At 56.6% G+C, this 17,171-nt stretch carries 14 protein-coding genes and 1 rRNA gene; 11 read left to right on the top strand and 4 right to left on the bottom strand.

The features are described 5' to 3' along the window. Positions 1-76 precede the first annotated feature (76 nt). The 6 genes from MUN80_RS04425 (at position 77) to MUN80_RS04400 (ending at position 6,083) form a co-directional block, all read left to right on the top strand. On the top strand, positions 77-2,224 hold the full coding sequence (locus tag MUN80_RS04425) for a M13 family metallopeptidase (protein WP_244720137.1): 2,148 nt from the start codon (positions 77-79) through the stop codon (positions 2,222-2,224). A gap of 191 nt (positions 2,225-2,415) precedes the next feature. Beyond that, positions 2,416-2,673 carry a hypothetical protein gene (locus MUN80_RS04420; RefSeq protein WP_244720135.1) on the top strand — a complete coding sequence of 86 codons (258 nt, stop codon included), beginning with the start codon at positions 2,416-2,418 and terminating at the stop codon, positions 2,671-2,673. A 123-nt stretch (positions 2,674-2,796) separates the two neighbouring features. Then, positions 2,797-3,771 carry an alpha/beta fold hydrolase gene (locus MUN80_RS04415; protein WP_244720132.1) on the top strand — a complete coding sequence of 325 codons (975 nt, stop codon included), beginning with the start codon at positions 2,797-2,799 and terminating at the stop codon, positions 3,769-3,771. Positions 3,772-3,824: 53 nt separating this feature from the next. Then, positions 3,825-4,256 carry a hypothetical protein gene (locus tag MUN80_RS04410; RefSeq protein ID WP_244720129.1) on the top strand — a complete coding sequence of 144 codons (432 nt, stop codon included), beginning with the start codon at positions 3,825-3,827 and terminating at the stop codon, positions 4,254-4,256. Positions 4,257-4,407: 151 nt separating this feature from the next. Then, positions 4,408-4,773, top strand: coding sequence for a BlaI/MecI/CopY family transcriptional regulator (locus MUN80_RS04405; RefSeq protein WP_244720126.1), 366 nt, complete (start codon positions 4,408-4,410; stop codon positions 4,771-4,773). Between the two features lie 2 nt (positions 4,774-4,775). Continuing rightward, on the top strand, positions 4,776-6,083 hold the full coding sequence (locus MUN80_RS04400; RefSeq protein ID WP_244720124.1) for a M56 family metallopeptidase: 1,308 nt from the start codon (positions 4,776-4,778) through the stop codon (positions 6,081-6,083). A gap of 147 nt (positions 6,084-6,230) precedes the next feature. Here the strand turns inward: MUN80_RS04400 and aspA are convergent, their stop codons facing one another. Together aspA and MUN80_RS04390 are read right to left on the bottom strand one after the other, a co-directional pair. Beyond that, positions 6,231-7,637, bottom strand: coding sequence for an aspartate ammonia-lyase (gene aspA, locus MUN80_RS04395; protein ID WP_244720121.1), 1,407 nt, complete (start codon positions 7,635-7,637; stop codon positions 6,231-6,233). A gap of 175 nt (positions 7,638-7,812) precedes the next feature. Continuing rightward, positions 7,813-8,673, bottom strand: a complete 861-nt coding sequence (locus MUN80_RS04390) for a helix-turn-helix domain-containing protein (RefSeq protein WP_244720119.1) — start codon at positions 8,671-8,673, stop codon at positions 7,813-7,815. A 135-nt stretch (positions 8,674-8,808) separates the two neighbouring features. Between MUN80_RS04390 and MUN80_RS04385 the strand changes: the two genes are divergently transcribed. From MUN80_RS04385 to MUN80_RS25930, 3 genes are all read left to right on the top strand, one after another. Further along, positions 8,809-10,038: an MFS transporter gene (locus MUN80_RS04385; protein WP_244720116.1), complete on the top strand. Its 1,230-nt coding sequence runs from the start codon at positions 8,809-8,811 to the stop codon at positions 10,036-10,038. A gap of 40 nt (positions 10,039-10,078) precedes the next feature. Continuing rightward, positions 10,079-10,414: an ASCH/PUA domain-containing protein gene (locus tag MUN80_RS04380; RefSeq protein ID WP_244720113.1), complete on the top strand. Its 336-nt coding sequence runs from the start codon at positions 10,079-10,081 to the stop codon at positions 10,412-10,414. A 64-nt stretch (positions 10,415-10,478) separates the two neighbouring features. Beyond that, positions 10,479-10,604 (top strand): hypothetical protein, encoded by a 126-nt coding sequence (locus tag MUN80_RS25930; RefSeq protein ID WP_262922035.1) that lies wholly within the window; start codon positions 10,479-10,481, stop codon positions 10,602-10,604. Positions 10,605-10,640: 36 nt separating this feature from the next. On the opposite strand, the gene MUN80_RS04375 is transcribed toward MUN80_RS25930, so the two are convergent. Further along, positions 10,641-11,687, bottom strand: coding sequence for a LacI family DNA-binding transcriptional regulator (locus tag MUN80_RS04375; protein ID WP_244720111.1), 1,047 nt, complete (start codon positions 11,685-11,687; stop codon positions 10,641-10,643). Between the two features lie 330 nt (positions 11,688-12,017). Here MUN80_RS04375 and MUN80_RS04370 point away from each other — a divergent pair, with 330 nt between their 5' ends. Beyond that, complete coding sequence (locus tag MUN80_RS04370; protein WP_244720108.1) at positions 12,018-12,563, top strand: COG3415 family protein; 546 nt, start codon at positions 12,018-12,020, stop codon at positions 12,561-12,563. A gap of 642 nt (positions 12,564-13,205) precedes the next feature. Here the strand turns inward: MUN80_RS04370 and MUN80_RS04365 are convergent. After that, positions 13,206-13,607, bottom strand: a complete 402-nt coding sequence (locus MUN80_RS04365; RefSeq protein WP_244720105.1) for a nuclear transport factor 2 family protein — start codon at positions 13,605-13,607, stop codon at positions 13,206-13,208. A 2,031-nt stretch (positions 13,608-15,638) separates the two neighbouring features. On the opposite strand from MUN80_RS04365, the gene MUN80_RS04360 reads away from it, so the two are divergent. Beyond that, positions 15,639-17,153, top strand: a 16S ribosomal RNA gene (locus tag MUN80_RS04360). The last annotated feature ends 18 nt before the right edge of the window (positions 17,154-17,171 follow it).

The raw sequence follows: 17,171 nt of genomic DNA, 5'->3' as shown, positions 1-17,171 counted from the left end.
CTTTACGGAGCCGGTCCAGACTTCAGGTCTGTGCCCGGTGTAGCCGCCTTTTTCTGCCTTCCCATACATCTGCATAATGACCAACAAAAACCAACTCTTACTCGCGCTGGGTGCCCTGGGTACCGCCGCCGGCCTCACCCTGGCTGGTTGCGCCGCCAGCACCCCGGCCGCTATAGCCACCACTACGGCGCCTGAGGCTACCGCCACAGCTACGGCCTCTGCCTCAACCTCGGCGGCTCCCGGCTCCTTACCCTCCGTCCCTGGCGTGGGCCTCGATGTGTCCAACATCGACAAGTCGGTGTCGCCCTGCGACAATTTCTTCCAGTACGCCTCCGGCACCTGGCTCAAGAACAACCCGGTGCCCGCCGCCGAGTCGCGCTGGAGCTCCTGGAACCAGCTCATCAACCAGAACGAGACGGTGATGCGCCAGATTCTGAACGATGCCGCCGCCAACCGCACCGCACCCAAGGGCTCGAACCTGCAGAAAGTAGGCGACTACTACGCTACGGCTATGGACTCGGTCGGTATTGACAAGGCCGGCCTGAAATACCTGAAGCCCGAGCTGGACCGCATTGCCGCCATCAAGGACCTAAAAGGCCTGCAAACGGCATTGGCCCGCCAGCAGATGCTGCAAACCCGCTCGGTGCTGGGCCTGGGCGTGCGCCAAGACCGTAAGAAAAGCACGGAGTACGCCGTCTATATGTCGCAGGGCGGCCTAACCCTGCCCGACAAGGACTACTACCTCAAGGACGATGCGCGCTCCAAGCAGATCCGCACGGCCTACATGACCTACCTGACCAACATGTTCCGGCAGCTCGGCGATAACGAAGCCACCGCCGCCAAGAACGCCAATACGGTAATGCGCCTGGAAACTCGGTTGGCCAAAGCCTCCAAGGACCGCGTAGCCCTGCGCGACCCGTACGCCAACTATAACAAAATGACTGTGGCCGAGGCCAACAAGCAGTTCCCCAACCTGGGCGTAACCAGCCTGTTGCAGCAAGTCGGTCTGGGCTCGGCCAAAGAAGTTATTGTCGGTCAGCCTGAGTTCTTGAAGGAGGCCAGCACGGCCCTGAAGTCGGAGCCGCTGAATGACTGGAAAACCTACCTGCGCTGGCACGTGACGAACTCGGCCACCTCGGCCCTGCCCACGGCTTTTGTGGAAGAGTCGTTCCGTTTCAACCAGGTGCTGACCGGTGCCAAGGTGCAGCAGCCCCGCTGGAAGCGCATGTTGCGCGCCACCGACGGCGCCTTGGGCGAAGCCTTCGGCCAGCTCTACGTGGACAAGGCCTTCGCGCCCGAGACCAAGCAGAAAGCTCTAGAAATGGTGAACAACATCCGTACCTCCATGGCGGAGCACATTCAGGGCCTGGAGTGGATGAGCGCCGCTACTAAAACCGAAGCCCTGAAAAAGCTGAATTCCTTCACCGTCAAAATCGGCTACCCCGACAAGTGGAAGGACTACTCAGCTCTGAACATGTCGCGCGAGTCGTACTTGCAGAACGTGCTGGCTGCCCGCATGTGGGAGTACAAGGACAACGTAAGCAAGTTCGGTAAGCCAATTGACCGCGGCGAGTGGGGCATGACCCCGCCCACGGTGAATGCCTACTACAACCCGTCGATGAACGAAATCGTGTTCCCGGCCGGCATCATGCAGCCTCCGTTCTTCGACCCCAAAGCCGACGACGCCGTTAATTACGGTGGCATGGGCGCCGTAATTGGCCACGAAATCACCCACGGCTTCGACGATCAGGGCCGGCAGTCAGACGCCGAAGGCAACCTGCGCGACTGGTGGACCAAGGAAGACGCCGACAACTTCACTAAGCGCGCCGACATGGTGGGCAGTCAGTATTCGGCCTTCTCGCCCTTGGACTCGGTGTTCGTGAACGGCAAGCTCACGATGGGTGAAAACCTGGCTGACTTTGGTGGTCTGGCCCTGGCTTACTCGGCCCTGGAAAAGCAGCTGGAGAAAAAGTACGGTTCCAACCCCCGCCCGAACTACGACGGCTTCACGCCCGAGCAGCGCTTCTTCCTGAGCTGGGCCCAGGTGTGGCGTACCAACGCGCGGCCCGAATACCTGCGCCAGCAGGTGCTCACCGACCCGCACTCCCCCGCCCAGTACCGCACCAACGGCCCGCTGATGAACATGACCCAGTTCTACGAGGCCTTCGGTTGCAAGGAAGGCAAGATGGTCCGCGCCGAAAACCAGCGCGCCAAGATTTGGTAGCAGTAAGATGGTGAGTTGTCGTTTGAGCGCCGCAGCTCTGGGCAGTAAGAACGAGAACTCATCATTTCACTAACTCACAGAAAGGCGCTCCGGGCCATCCGGAGCGCCTTTTTTGCGTTTCCGGCCCAGCTCCAGGCCAACCCGAGCCACGGGGCCGGCCGTAGAACGGGCTGCACCAAGTACGACCCGCCATGCCGCTCCACCCCCAGCTCGACCAGAAGCTCAGCAAGCTCTACGAGCCTTCCACCAGCATCGACGACGTGTTCAAGGGCCACGACATCACCTTCGTGACCAACGACCAGGGCGAGCCGGTAATGCTCTTTATCGGCAAGCGCAAGCCCAACGGTGCTATTGCCGGAGAGCGGTACGTGCGCACCATCAAGCGGCAGCCGGGCACGCAGCAAGTCGCCTCCAGCCACTGGGACCTGAAGGGCAGAACTCAGGGCTAGAGCACAACGCAAGTAGCGTCTCAGCAGGCGCACAAAGCGGAAAAGCGCAGCCGGATAGTAGCAAAGGGGCTACGGGGAATTCCTATATTCAACCCCAGATTCTTCGCATTACTATTCTATATCATGTCATCCGCTGCTTTTCACTTCCGACTATTTACCTGGTCTCTGGGCTTCTTTCTGATCTGTGCTCTGGCTGCTCCCGCCACCGCCCAAAAGAAAGCCGCCGCCCTAGCCAACGGCACACCCACTATTACCACATCCGATGGGGTGCAGCTGTATACCAAAGTAGCCGGTAAGGGCCTACCCTGCGTGTTTGTGCACGGCGGCCCCGGTTCGGGCAGCTATGGCATTGAGGCCCTGGGCGGCAAAACCCTGGAGCAGAACTTCCAGATGATTTACCTCGACCAGCGCGGTAGTGGCCGTTCAGCCTCCGACCCCGCCAAGAACTACACTATTGAGCGAGTGGTGCAGGACCTGGAAGACGTGCGCCAGCAGCTCCACCTCGAAAAATGGGTGGTCATGTCGCACTCTTTTGGCGGTATCATTGCCACGGCTTACGCCAGCAAGTACCCCGAGCGGGTGCAGGGCTTGGTCTTGGTGAACAGCATTCTGAACCTGCCGGCTTCCATGGAAAGCACCGCTACCAACGGCTATAAGCTGTTGCCCGAAGCCAGTCGCCCACCCCTGGACCCGGCCGCTCCGTTGCCCCAGCGCTTCGGCATGGTAATGGGCCTGCTCGGCCAGCAGGGGCTGATGAACCAGTTTATGTACGCCAATGACTCAACGCCCGCCCGCCTGAGCCGCGCTATGAAGGGCGTGCCCACCAACCGCGACTTTGCCACCACACTGTTTCAGGGTCCCGCCATCCAGGGCTACGTGCAGGATATGACGCCCGCCACGGCCGCCCTGAAAATGCCGGTGCTAGTCGTGTCCGGTCGCGACGACTACATGGTGGGCCCCGACCATTACAAGTCGTTCCGCTTTCCCAACCAGCAGGCCGTAGTGGTGCCCGGCAGGCACTATGCCCTGATTGAAAGCCCTGCAGAATTCAATCAGGCGCTGATAACCTTCATTAAGAAGCTGCCCCGCAAAGCCTAAGCAAGCCACGCGGCTGGAATGTGCGTATGTTGCGGCCAACCCCCCTCCGCCCAATGAGCACTGACCCTACCTCTGAGCTTCTGACCCTGGCCCACCGCCCCGATCTGAACATTTTTGTGGGCCGTTGGGGCTATCAGCCCGAGGTAGAACAACTGCCTGCCGTATACGAGGAGCTGCGGCGGCAGGGCCTGGAGGCGGGCTGCCGCTACTGGCTGCAGGATATCCGGCGTCGCAGCTTCAACGACCCGGCCATCACCCAGTGGCTGCTCACCGATTTTTTCCCGGCCATCGGCCACCAGCTGGGTGGACAGTTGTGCGTGGCCTACCTGGCTAGCCCGACGCTTAAAGAGGCCATTATGGCGGGTCCCAGCTTCCGCAAGCCCGAGTTCTATGACCAGCAGCCTTTCGTAGTAGCCTTTTTTGGTGACGAGGGTGAGGCCATTAACTGGCTGCATGAGCGGCAGCGCCGCGAGGCCGTGCGCTAATCCAGCCTGGTCTGCAGGATTGACTAAGCCTTTATTTTCTTTTTAGTCAGATAGTTACAGTGATTCCTGGGTTATGGGATAAAAATAATGCCCAACTACTACCCGTTATTACGAAATGTTCGTAGTATTACGAAAAGATCGTAATAACAGTATGGAAAAGCTAACCCAATCCGAAGAAGAGGCCATGCAGGTGCTCTGGAAGCTCGACGGCGGCTTCACGAAAGACGTGCTGGAGCTGCTGCCCGAGCCCCGGCCGCCCTACACCACGCTGGCTTCCACAATTCGTAACCTGGAGCGCAAAGGCTACCTCCGAGCTGAGAAGCTGGGCAACTCCTTCCGCTATTCTCCGCTAATCAAGGCCGAGGACTACCGCAAGCAGTTCATGTCGGCCTTCGTGGGCGACTATTTCCGCAACTCCTATAAGGAGCTGGTGGCCTTCTTCGCCAAGGAGGAAAAAATCAGCGCGGCCGAGCTGCAGGATATCATCCGGATGATTGAAAGCGGCAAGTCCGAGTAGGTATGCCCGCGCCGCTGCTTTACCTGTTGCAGGCCAATGTGGCTTTGCTGCTCTTCAGCCTGTTGTACTACGCCCTGTTGCGGCCTCTCACGTTTTACTCGCTCAACCGGGCCTTTCTGGTGTTCGCCCTGCTGTTTGCCGCGCTTTATCCGTTGGTTGATCTGGCCTGGCTCTGGTCGACGAACTCAGTGGCGGCTCCCGTGTTGTCCGCCGCCGTAGCCGACTGGCAAAGTGTGGCTGTGGCCTGGACGCCCCGCGCTACGGCAGTGCTTAGTGGGGCGCGCGGCTTGCTCATTGTTTATGGGCTAGGAGCGGGGCTACTGCTGGCCCGCCTGGGCATGCAGCTTGGGGCTTTGTATAAACTACACCGGCGTAGCCAGCCGGCGGTAGTGGCTGGGCAAGCGGTGCGGATTGTAACCGAGCCGGTCAGCGCATTTTCCTTCTGGCAGGCCATTTACCTGAATCCGAAGCTATACCCGGCCCAGGAGCTCGGCGTGGTGGTGCGCCATGAGCTGGTGCACGTGCGGCAGTGGCACACTCTGGATACGCTATTGGCTCATCTGGGCGTGGTGGTTTTCTGGCTGAACCCCGGAGCCTGGCTGTTGCGCCGCGCCATTGCCGAAAACCTGGAGTTCATCACCGACCAGCACCTGTTGAGCTCGGGCCTGGATAGTAAACAGTACCAATACAGCCTGTTACGGACCAGTCAGCTGGCCGCAGGCAATGCTTTAGCCAACCATTTCCATTTTTTAACCCTTAAAACCCGGATTGCCATGATGAACAAACAACCATCGTCGCCGCTGCAGCTAGCCAAGTACCTGCTGCTGGCGCCCCTCGCCCTGGGCCTGAGTTTCACGTTTGCCGGTTCTACAATGGCGCTGCCCACTGCTGCCCCACAGCAAACAGCTGCTGGCCTGCCCGCCGAAGCGCTTTATTACATTGATGGTAAACTGGCTTCCAAAGCCGCCGTCGACCAGCTGAACCCCAACGATATTGCCAGCATGAATGCCTTGAAAGGGGAAAGCGTGGGCAAGGTGCTGGGTACGACCGGCGCCACCGAAGCCATCCTGATTACGACCAAGCAACACGAAAATGCCCCAGAAGTCGTGGCGCTGAACCGCAAGCTCAACGCGCTGGTGGATCTGAATGGCAAGCTGCTGCTCATCGGCGAGAAGGAGGTAGCCGAGGCTGCTTTTCGGCAGGCTTTGGCCGCCCAAACCCGGCAGGTAACCTCGCTCAGTGCCAAGGATGCGCAGCAGCAGTTCGGGAACCGAGCGAAAAATGGTGCCGTCATTATTGCGGCGCAGTAAAAAGGCCTTGCTCGTCGGCTGATCGGAGAGGGTCGGGCGGCGAGTCATCCTAGGTGACTCTATACTTATTTCACTAGCTAGTAAAAGCCAATGGGCAGCCTGTGCGAAACAGACTGCCCATTCGTGCGTGATGAAACTTTGCCGGCGCTACTGGATGAAATGCGGCCGGATCAGGTTTTCGAAAGTGAAAATTTCGTCCCACTTAGCCTGGCTCAACAAGCCCCGCTCGGTCACGGCCACGTCGTACACCGACTTGCCGGTGCGCAAGGCTTCCTTGGCAATTTCGGCTGAGGCTTCATAGCCCAGCACGGGGTTGAGCTGGGTCACGATGCCAATGCTGTTGCGCACGAGCTGCTCGGCGTGAGCCACGTTGGCTGTAATACCCAGCACGCACTTCTCGCGCAGAGTCCGGCAGGCGTTGGTCATGTAGGAAATGGACGTGAACAGGGCAAAGGAAATGACCGGCTCCATTACGTTGAGCTGCAACTGCCCGGCCTCGGCGGCCATAGTCACGGTCAGGTCGGCCCCGATGACGTAGAACGCCGTTTGGTTGACTACCTCCGGCACTACGGGGTTCACCTTGCCCGGCATGATGCTGGAGCCCGGCTGCAGCGGCGGCAGGTTGATTTCGTTGAAGCCCGTGCGTGGCCCCGACGAGAGCAGGCGCAAATCGTTGCAGATCTTGGAAAGTTTCACGGCCGTACGCTTGAGTACGCCTGAGAGCTGCACATAGGCACCAGTATCGTACGTAGCCTCAATCAGGTCGCCGGCCAGTACCAAGTCGAGGCCGGTGATGGTGCGCAGGTGCTCGGTGACCAGCTCGGCATAGCCGTCCGGAGCATTCACCCGCGTGCCGATGGCCGTGGCGCCCATATTGATTTCACTGATGAGGCGGCGGCTGTCCTCGATGCGCAGCAGTTCCTCACGCAGGTTGGTGGCAAAAGCCCGGAACTCGTCGCCCATGCTCATTGGTACGGCATCCTGGAGCTGGGTGCGGCCCATCTTGAGCACGTTCCGAAACTCCTCGCCCTTGGCGGCAAAGGCGTCGGCCAGGTCGCCCAGGGTTTGAGCGTAGCCGATCAGCTTGTTGCTCAGTGCAATGCGGAATGCAGTGGGGTAGGCGTCATTAGTGCTCTGGGAGCAGTTGACGTGGTTATTGGGGTGGCAAAACTGGTATTCGCCTTTCTGGCGGCCCATCAGCTCCAGGGCTACGTTGGCAATAACCTCGTTGGCGTTCATGTTCACCGAAGTACCGGCTCCGCCCTGAATCATGTCGGTCAGGAACTGGTCGTCGTACTGCCCGGCGGCTACTTTGTCGCAGGCGGCGGCAATGCAGTCGGCAATGTTGGGGTCCAGCACACCCAGGTCCCGGTTGGCCAGGGCCGCGGCTTTCTTGACGTAAGCCAACGACTGCACGAACAAGGGCTCAGTGCGCAGCGGAATGCCGGTGATGTTAAAGTTTTCGAGGGCCCGCAGGGTCTGGATGCCGTAGTACGCGTCGTTGGGAATGCTACGCTCCCCAAGGAAGTCGTGTTCAAGCCGGGAATTTGTCATGGGAAATGCCGTTCGGAGGTAGTTTCCTTGTACGGAAACGGAGGAGCTAGGTCAGAAAATAAGCACAACTGAAACCACCAAACCAGACCATTAGTTGGCAAAGCCCAGTGTCGAGGCGGAATCGGCCTGCAAGTACGCTATTTTCGGGCTGTTGGCTCGTCGGTAGCCTGGGCGGTTAGCTCACCAGTACGGCCCCTTTCTGCTCCCGGTAGGCCGAGGGCGTGAGGCCAGTGAGGCGGCGAAACGTACGGTTGAAGTGGGAGAGGTTGTTGAATCCGCTGGCATAGCTGACCTCGGTAATGGGCAAATCCTGCAAGAGCAGCAGCCGGGCGTGGCTGATGCGGTATTCCTGCAGGAAGTTGGTGAGCGTCTGGCTGGTCATCTTCTTGAAGTAGCGGCAAAACGCGGGCACCGAAAGGTTGGCTACATCGGCCAGGTCCTGCACCGTAATGGGCTCGGCAAAGTGCTCCTGAATGTACTGGTAGATCCGGCCCAGGCGCTTTTGCTCTTTTACCTGCACGCCCGAGCCGCCCATATCGGCGTGCAGCTCGGTTACGTCGGCGGCATCGGCCAGGGTGTAGAGCACCTGCAAGAGTGTGAGCAGGCGAATCGGAGCCGGCTGCTCCATCATGCGGCGCAGCGCGTCCCCGACGGCCGCCCGGGTTTCGGGTCCGAACGACAAGCCCTGCACCGAGCGTACGAACAGCTGCTGCACGGCTGCCAGCTCCGGCCGTTGCAGAAACGTGTCGCCCAGGAAGTCGGCCCGCAGCTGCACTACCACTTGCTCAAAGGGGCCATGCTGCTCGTGACTGAAGCTCAGGTGGGGCAGGTTGGGACCCATAAATAGCAGTTCGCCGCCTTCATAGTGCGACACGTGCTGCCCGATGTGACGCCGGCCGCTGCCCTGCGGGATATAGAGCAGCTCGTACTCGGGGTGGTAATGCCACAAGATTCCTCCTTCCTCGGCCTCGGTGTAGTGCAGCAGCCGAAAGGAGCTACCGGCCGAGGGTTGTATCGGTTCAAACTCGAGCTTCATACTTTGTTAACCCAGAAATGCTTTGCGGAATCGTTTTCGGAGTAAATTTAGTTAAAATAGTATTACAAGTGGCTAACCGACCGGTAGAGAAGCCGTTATAGACAGCCTACCTTTGCCCTCGTAATCTGCCAAGTTATGCCACGTCTGCTGACTCCCCGCCCAGTGGTGCCGGTTTCCCTGAACCGCGCCCGTTGGGCGGTAACACTCATTTTCTTTCTGCACGGCTTGCTGTTTGCCAACTGGGCTGCCCGCCTGCCCGAGCTTGAACTCCGCTATGGTATCGAGCACCGGGAACTGGGTCAGGTGTTGTTCTGCAACGCCATGGGTGCCTGGGCCGCTATGCCGCTGGCTAGTTGGCTTCTTCCCCGATTCGGGAGCAGCCGAATGACTACCATTGGGGCCATTTTATTTTGTGCCTTCATTCCCGGCCTGGCTTTGCTGGATAGTGTAGGCCAGCTGATGGCGCTGTTTTTAGCCCTGGGCGCCGCTACTGGCCTACTGGATGTAGCAATGAATTCCCAGGCTATTCAGGTAGAGCAGCAGTATCCCCGGCCTATTATGTCGTCGTTTCACGCGGCTTTCAGCCTGGGCGGTATGCTAGGCGCCGGAGCGGGTGCGCTGGGGGCTCACCTGGGTTGGAACTACGCCACGCATCTGTTGAGCTTCTCGGTCGTCGGCACTGTGCTAGCCTTAGTGGCCGCCAGTCAACTTCTGCCCGTCGTGGAAGCTGGCTCAGTACCTAGCCAAACGGCAGCTACGCCAGCCACTGGGCTTCGGTGGCCGAGCCGGCTGGTGGTTGGGCTGGGCATTGTGGCCTTCTGCTGCATGCTGGGCGAAGGCGCTATGGCCGACTGGAGCACAATTTACCTAGTGCAGGACACGCATGCCAGTTCGGCGCTGGCGCCACTCGGGTACGCGGCTTTTTCCCTGGCTATGGCTACCGGCCGCCTGCTGGGTGATGCCGCAGCCTTGCGCTTTGGTGCCCAGCGCCTAGTGGTGGCCGGTGGCTTACTAGCTTTAGTTGGGCTGTTAAGCCTGTTGGTAGTGCCCCTGACCGGTGTAGGCATAGCCGGGCTATTCCTAATTGGGCTGGGCTTGTCTACGGTAATTCCCACGGTTTTCAGCGCCACCGGTCAGCAGTCCGACATGGCCCCGGCCGCCGCACTGGGCATGGTTTCTACCATCGGCTACGGCGGCTTTCTACTGGGCCCGCCGGCTATCGGCTGGCTCGCCGACGCTCTGACCCTGCGCTGGGCCCTGGGTATTGTGGCGGGGCTGTTCGTTGTGCTGGTAGCCGTGGGGCTCACGCTTCGCCTAGCGTCCCGGCCTACGGCGGCCCGCCTGGAACCTGTGTTGGTCAGCTAAAGCAGCGGCCTACGGTAGTATCACCTCAACGTCTCATTCCATGCAAATCAATACGTCACCTGCTGGTCGGCCCGCCCGCGTGGCCCCGCGCCAGACCCATGAGCTTAAAACCTGGCCCGTCTGTTTTGCCGCCGTTGAGTCGGGTGCCAAGCCCTTCGACGTGCGCGAAAACGACCGGAATTACCAGGTCGGCGACGTGCTGCTGCTACGGGAATACGAACCCGAAACGGAGCATTACAGCGGCCGTACGTTGCTGCGCTCGGTAAGCTACGTGCTGCAGGGGGGCTCCTTCGGCCTGGAAGCAGGCTGGTGCGTGGTAGGCTTCGGCGCTTTGCCACCCCTGCCGCCCGGTATCAACGACACCAAACTCTGGTAATTACCAACTTTTTCCCGCTGGTAGCCATCTGCACCAACGGCTTCTCTCACTTAACTTTTGGCTTATGTATTTTCTGCCCGTCTGGTACCTGACCGTCGAAGACAGCCTGCGTACGCTGCGTCACCTCAAGCTTTTCTGGCTGCGCACCATTCCCTATTTCTTCAAAAGCAAAAAAGCCTGGTCGTACTAAACCAGGCTTTTTGTTGAAATGGAGCAAGCTTCTGAATCAGGCTTTAGTTTCCTGCAGCAAGTCTGTGCGCAACGACGATTCCCGAATCAGCAGGTTCGGCTGCAACACCACTTGGCGGGGTGCTACCTTCGTCGGGCCTTCGTTGATAAGCTCCAGCAGCATCTGCACCGCGGTGCGGCCCATTTCCTCGCAGCGCTGATCTACTGAGGTCAGCATGGGCTCGGTCAGGGAATCAAACAGCTCGTTGCTGAAGCCGGCCAATGCCACATCCTGCGGAATACGCAGCCCGCGCCGCTTGATGATTTGCATGGCTCCCACCAAGGCCAGGTCGTTGCACGAGAAAACTGCGTCGAGCTGTGGGGCTTGGTTGAGCAACGTTTCCATACCCTGGCGCCCGTCCTGAATCCGTAGGTCGCTGAAGTTGACCAGCGAAGGGTCTATGGGTAATCCATTGTGTCGTAGCGCGTCGGCGTAGCCCTGGTAGCGGTTGCGGCAGATATTCAGGTGCTGCGGCCCGCCCAGGTGGGCAATCTGCCGGCAGCCTTGCTCGATGAGGTGGCACACGGCCTCGTACCCGCCCTGGTAATCGTTGAGCACTACCGCACTCACATCCTTGCTCTCCACCACCCGGTCGAAGAATACCACGGGAATGTCACGGCGACGGATTGCCTCCAAATACCCAAAGTCATGGGTCGAGAGCGACAAAGACAGCAGAATACCGTCTACCTGGGCATTGAGCAGCGTCTCTACGTTCTTCTGTTCCTGGGCCGCGTCCTCGTTCGACTGACAGATCATCACGTTGAAGCCGGCCTGATTGGCAATGGTTTCAATGCCTTTTACTACCAAGGCAAAAAACTGCCCGTCAATGTGCGGCACTACCACGCCCAGCGTATTACTACGACCCTTGCGCAAGGCGGCGGCCAGTTGGTTGGGCTGGTAGTTGAGTTGGCGGGCCAGTTCCCACACCCGCTTTTTCGTCGCGTCGCTGATGCGGCTATGGTCACTCAGCGCCCGCGACACTGTCGAGACGGATAGGTTGAGCTGGGCAGCTAAATCGGATATGGAAGCGCGATGAGTAGACACGAGAGCAGGGAAATAGGGGGCAAGTTCGCACAAATCAACCAACCAGCCGCCCTAAAAATATGGGAGGACGCTCCAAGAACCACCGAAGCCAGACAGTAGTTCAGGCCTGAAAACCAAGTTCGGCGTTTGCCCAAACAAAGCGGCTGCCAGCTAATCAATGGCCGGGGCGGCAAGATGAATATATGTGTACAATTGCGCAAACGTTTGCACAATTGTTTTCAACTTCCTACATTCGAGCCGTTAAAAAATAGTTGCCAGTAAGTGGTACTGCGATTGCCCAAATTTCCTCCGCTAAGGCAGGAAAACCGGGTTTAGCCTTTCACTTGCCGTTTGTTCATTACCAGCCGCACTCGTTCGTATCAGTCCATGGGTCGTCATCGTCATTCCTTGAGCCTGTCTCGCAAACAGCAGGCTTACCTCGCCGATTTTATCAGCTCTGATATTCTCTCCAAGCAACAGCGCAACCGCGCACAGGTGCTACAGCACTGGATTGCTGACCTGTCTGTTCAGGAGTCTGGCGAACTGCTAGGCCTGAGCATCGACCGGGTATATAGCATGCGCCGGGCATTTTCGCAGCAAGGTTTTAAGGACTATCTGCACGCTGTGCCTCGTTGCGGGGCGCCCAATAAGCTTACGCCCAAGCTCGAAACTCTGCTGCGCCGCCTTACCCAGCAGGCCGAGGCCAAAGGCAAGCGCCTCACCTTGTCCCTGATTGCCAAGCGCGTCGTGGAGCTCGGCTATGCCGACCGGATTTGCACGGTCACTGTGCAGCGTGCCCTCAAACAGGTAAAAGCCGCCAAGCAGCATACTGCCGCTGATCAATCAGCTTATGCGCTGGTACAAAGCGCTGGCCTCTCTGCCGAGCAGGCGGCTTAGCGTCGTTTCCCGCCGTTATATCAAGCCAGCTCCGGGCCTTGCTCGGGCTGGCTTTTTGTTTGCCCCATGAAATGTATTGGCCACAAAAAAGCAGCCGCACCTCCCGTCGATAGGAAATACGGCTGCTTTTTTGCGGCGGACCTAGTTACTGATTCCGCGTAGGGGTATCAACGGTAATGACGCCCCTACGTGCTGGAGCGGCTTTGGCCTTGCGCTGCGCCTTCCGGCGAGCAGCCCACCGCTTGAAGAAACCGGGTTTGCGGTGCTTTTTGCGGCCTTTATACCGCTTGTAGTTCGGACGAGGAATTGGGCGACTAGCCACGGTAAGCTCCGTCGTAGCGGCGCTAGCTTCCGATGCGGCCATGGCTACTCCTGGCTCCCCCAGGCATAGCACCGCGCAAAGCAGTAAGAGCAGTAGTTTGTACATAACGCAGAAGAAAGGGTGGACTTTACGCTTCACACAAACAACCTGAGCAGTATCAACCTACCGCTAACTCACATTGCTGGGCGAATTTTCCAGATTCCCTAGCTAATACTATACCAGGATGAAAATGGTGTTTTATAAACGTAAAAAAGTTCAAGCTGGATGCTCTTTTCCGCAAATCAAGTTCTCGTACTTTAAGCCCCCACTTCTGCGCGCTATTAAAATGGGTCGAAGCAATTGTAGGTACGCTGCTTAATAATCCGACCTTCCTCCAGCTCGAATACCATGCAGAACTGAGCTGCCAGCTGCTGGCCACGCACCAAAGGCCCAATGTCGTTGGCTAACGTAGCATGCCAATGAGCTTCTACCACGATGCTGCCATCCGGGCATTGGTGGGCCCGCTGCAATTCAAAATGAGGGTCCGCAAGCAGCTCCCGCCCAGCTCGGATGTTTTCCAGAATTTCGGCAAAGGAACGCCGCTGTATAGACCGGTTCAGAAGGTTTGGAAACTCTACCTGCTCTACGTCAGGGTGTAACACTGCTTCATAAGCGGCTGGATCTATTTCCAGCGCTTCACTGAGACTCAAAAAATTGGTAATGGTTTGCAAGTGTTCAGCCATAGGAGTGGGAAGGTCGGATAGTGTGGAGCCTCAAGATAGAGGTTGATGAGCTTTCAACGGTACTACCGGTACAACAGGCTCAGTGTTACAGCTAGTATATACTTTTAAAAATATATTATCCTTTTCCCTGGCCTTTCTACGGCACACCTGCCGCCGCAGCCCATTTTACTAGGCACGTCCAGGCAACCAAATGCCTCATAATCAAATCAACGACTGGCTAAAATGTGCCCGAGCAGTCTGCTCCCAGCGTAAGCAGGGGTGTCGGTTCTCTATGGCAACTTACTCCGTTATATTCCTGGTAAAAAACGAGAGCAGTTTACTCGTCCCCAGCAAGGTTCGAATAAACTGCTCTCATATAGTCAGATCGAATTGCCGATCAGCTATTTGTTACGCATTGGCTTGTCGACTTTCACCGAAGGAATTGCCTTACGCTTGCGCTTACGCATAGCCTTGCGGCGCAAAGACCAACGCTTGAACACTCCCAGCTTCTTGGCCTTGTGGCGGCTGTTGCCACGGTAAGGCTTATAGTTAGGGCGTGGCGTAGAAGTTTCTACCATCTCAGCTTTCTCAACTCCGTAGTCGGCTGAGGTAGCCTGTACCGTTTGCGGCTCTAGTAAAGTAAGCAGAGCACAAAGAAGAATGAGTATTGTTTTGTACATAGCAAAGATTTAAATGTTGAAAGAGCGAAAACAACGTCCCAATACATTGTATAAGTCCTAGATTTAGGCCTTATCACGCTTCTAAATTAATGACTATGTGTTAAATTATCCTAATTCATTTTATTAAATATTTGTAATCAGAATTAAACACAAATTGTTCTTTTTCAAGTCTATAAACTCTGTTCCTGCTCCTTATCCATTCTTCCTTTCTATATAGTTGCCAAAGGCATAATCTAATGCCCGCGTACCGCTTCTCTACTTTGTGCTCTTCAGCATAGAGCTATATGCTCGAACCTATAATCCAGCAGTGAGAGGAAAACCAATGCACTCTTAGGAGTTTAGACCACACCTATAGCATAGCGCTACAATACCAGAGCTTCGTCTCTTCTGCAGCACTTAGCTTAAAGTCCTCAGTAAGAATAGGCACCTGAGCTGCCCAGTATCCGCCTGCATTATATCTGTACAAACTTCGGACCCAGCCTATGCAGCAGTTAGGTCTACTCATTCCTGTTTACTTAGTCAGCTATTGCGGTACGCTCAAGTATGCTACCCTACTATATATAATAGATAGCCCAACCTAGTAACTGCTTCACGAACGCCCCATGTATTAACCACCCAAAATCGGAGAGAAAAGGATTCTGCCTCTGGAACCATTGATACCAGCTTTCCGGTTACGTAACCACTTCAGTTGCTTTATCGACCTAGCTTGCCTTATACTTATACAAGGTCCAGGTCATCTCTTTAAAAGCTCTGGGAGCAGGTACGAGGGGTGCTTAAAATATTTTTTAGACGGTAGTAGCATTTCCAAAAACTACTATTACTTTTGCAGTCCCGAATCGAACGGACGCGGGGTTCAGGCAATCGAAAGAAGTCTTCGAAAAAAAAGTTTTCGGTTTTAGTTTGGAAAGTAGCCAATAAGGCTCTTACCTTTGTCCTCCCAAATCAAACGGAAGCGGGCTACGAACGACGAGAAAAAAAGTTTTCGAGTTTGTTTGGAAAGTACGAAACAGAGTTGCTACCTTTGCAGCCCGCTTCGAGAGGAAGAGGGCACGGAAACGGAAAGCGAATCGAGGTTGAAAAAATATTTTCACTGAGAACTTGCTGAAACGAAAAAGGGTTGTACCTTTGCACTCCCAAACCGAACGAGGCGAGGGAAACGGCACACAGTAAGACGCTAGCCTAGCTAGCACACGGTTTCAGCAATAGGCTGAGGCACACGTTCTTTGAATAGTTGGAAATGACAAATAGGTAAGTCTTTTCTCTAGCAATAGGGGAGAGCAAAACAAGCGACAACGAAACGAGACTTACTCGTTAATACGAGTCGGATCAGCACTCGACATCAGCTTACTTACGAGTAAGTGTAGGAATTTATACAATGGAGAGTTTGATCCTGGCTCAGGATGAACGCTAGCGGCAGGCCTAATACATGCAAGTCGAACGCAGGGTAGCAATACCTTGAGTGGCGCACGGGTGCGTAACGCGTAACCAACCTACCTACACCTGGGGGATAGCCCGCCGAAAGGCGGATTAATACCGCATAACCCAACAGAGCGGCATCGCTTCATTGGTAAAGATTTATTGGGTGTAGATGGGGTTGCGTGCCATTAGCTAGTTGGCGGGGTAAAGGCCCACCAAGGCGACGATGGCTAGGGGACCTGAGAGGGTGATCCCCCACACTGGCACTGAGATACGGGCCAGACTCCTACGGGAGGCAGCAGTAGGGAATATTGGGCAATGGGCGAGAGCCTGACCCAGCCATGCCGCGTGCCGGATGAAGGCCTTCTGGGTTGTAAACGGCTTTTCTCAGGGAAGAAAAAGACCATGCGTGGTACACTGACGGTACCTGAGGAATAAGCACCGGCTAACTCCGTGCCAGCAGCCGCGGTAATACGGAGGGTGCAAGCGTTGTCCGGATTTATTGGGTTTAAAGGGTGCGTAGGTGGCCCGTTAAGTCCGGGGTGAAAGCCCACTGCTCAACAGTGGAACTGCCCTGGATACTGACGGGCTTGAGTCCAGACGAGGTTGGCGGAATGGATGGTGTAGCGGTGAAATGCATAGATACCATCCAGAACCCCGATTGCGTAGGCAGCTGACTAGGCTGGTACTGACACTGAGGCACGAAAGCGTGGGGAGCGAACAGGATTAGATACCCTGGTAGTCCACGCCGTAAACGATGGATACTCGTTGCAGGCGATACACTGTCTGTGACTTAGCGAAAGCGTTAAGTATCCCACCTGGGGAGTACGCTCGCAAGAGTGAAACTCAAAGGAATTGACGGGGGCCCGCACAAGTGGTGGAGCATGTGGTTTAATTCGATGATACGCGAGGAACCTTACCTAGGCTAGAATGCGCGTGACCGGTTCAGAGATGAACCTTTCCTTCGGGACACAAAGCAAGGTGCTGCATGGCCGTCGTCAGCTCGTGCCGTGAGGTGTTGGGTTAAGTCCCGCAACGAGCGCAACCCCTACTGTTAGTTGCCAGCGGATTATGCCGGGGACTCTAATAGGACTGCCTGCGCAAGCAGTGAGGAAGGCGGGGACGACGTCAGGTCATCATGGCCCTTACGCCTAGGGCTACACACGTGCTACAATGGACGGTACAGAGGGTCGCTACACAGTGATGTGATGCCAATCTCACAAAGCCGTTCTCAGTTCGGATCGGAGTCTGCAACTCGACTCCGTGAAGCTGGAATCACTAGTAATCGCGTATCAGCAATGACGCGGTGAATACGTTCCCGGGCCTTGTACACACCGCCCGTCAAGCCATGGAAGTTTGGTAGACCTGAAGCTGGTGCTCGTCACAGAAGCCAGTTAGGGTAGAACAAGTAACTGGGGCTAAGTCGTAACAAGGTAGCCGTACCGGAAGGTGCGGCTGGATCACCTCCTTTCTGGAGCGGTCCGACTCG

The sequence above is a fragment of the Hymenobacter cellulosivorans genome (assembly GCF_022919135.1).
GTDB lineage: Bacteria > Bacteroidota > Bacteroidia > Cytophagales > Hymenobacteraceae > Hymenobacter > Hymenobacter cellulosivorans.
This window is presented reverse-complemented; position numbering and strand designations above follow the sequence as displayed.

Coding starts and splice junctions, on each gene's coding strand:
- MUN80_RS04425 (WP_244720137.1), top strand. CDS start 77: ATGACCAACAAAAACCAACTCTTACTCGCGCTGGGTGCCCTGGGTACC.
- MUN80_RS04420 (WP_244720135.1), top strand. CDS start 2,416: ATGCCGCTCCACCCCCAGCTCGACCAGAAGCTCAGCAAGCTCTACGAG.
- MUN80_RS04415 (WP_244720132.1), top strand. CDS start 2,797: ATGTCATCCGCTGCTTTTCACTTCCGACTATTTACCTGGTCTCTGGGC.
- MUN80_RS04410 (WP_244720129.1), top strand. CDS start 3,825: ATGAGCACTGACCCTACCTCTGAGCTTCTGACCCTGGCCCACCGCCCC.
- MUN80_RS04405 (WP_244720126.1), top strand. CDS start 4,408: ATGGAAAAGCTAACCCAATCCGAAGAAGAGGCCATGCAGGTGCTCTGG.
- MUN80_RS04400 (WP_244720124.1), top strand. CDS start 4,776: ATGCCCGCGCCGCTGCTTTACCTGTTGCAGGCCAATGTGGCTTTGCTG.
- aspA (WP_244720121.1), bottom strand. CDS start 7,637: ATGACAAATTCCCGGCTTGAACACGACTTCCTTGGGGAGCGTAGCATT.
- MUN80_RS04390 (WP_244720119.1), bottom strand. CDS start 8,673: ATGAAGCTCGAGTTTGAACCGATACAACCCTCGGCCGGTAGCTCCTTT.
- MUN80_RS04385 (WP_244720116.1), top strand. CDS start 8,809: ATGCCACGTCTGCTGACTCCCCGCCCAGTGGTGCCGGTTTCCCTGAAC.
- MUN80_RS04380 (WP_244720113.1), top strand. CDS start 10,079: ATGCAAATCAATACGTCACCTGCTGGTCGGCCCGCCCGCGTGGCCCCG.
- MUN80_RS25930 (WP_262922035.1), top strand. CDS start 10,479: ATGTATTTTCTGCCCGTCTGGTACCTGACCGTCGAAGACAGCCTGCGT.
- MUN80_RS04365 (WP_244720105.1), bottom strand. CDS start 13,607: ATGGCTGAACACTTGCAAACCATTACCAATTTTTTGAGTCTCAGTGAA.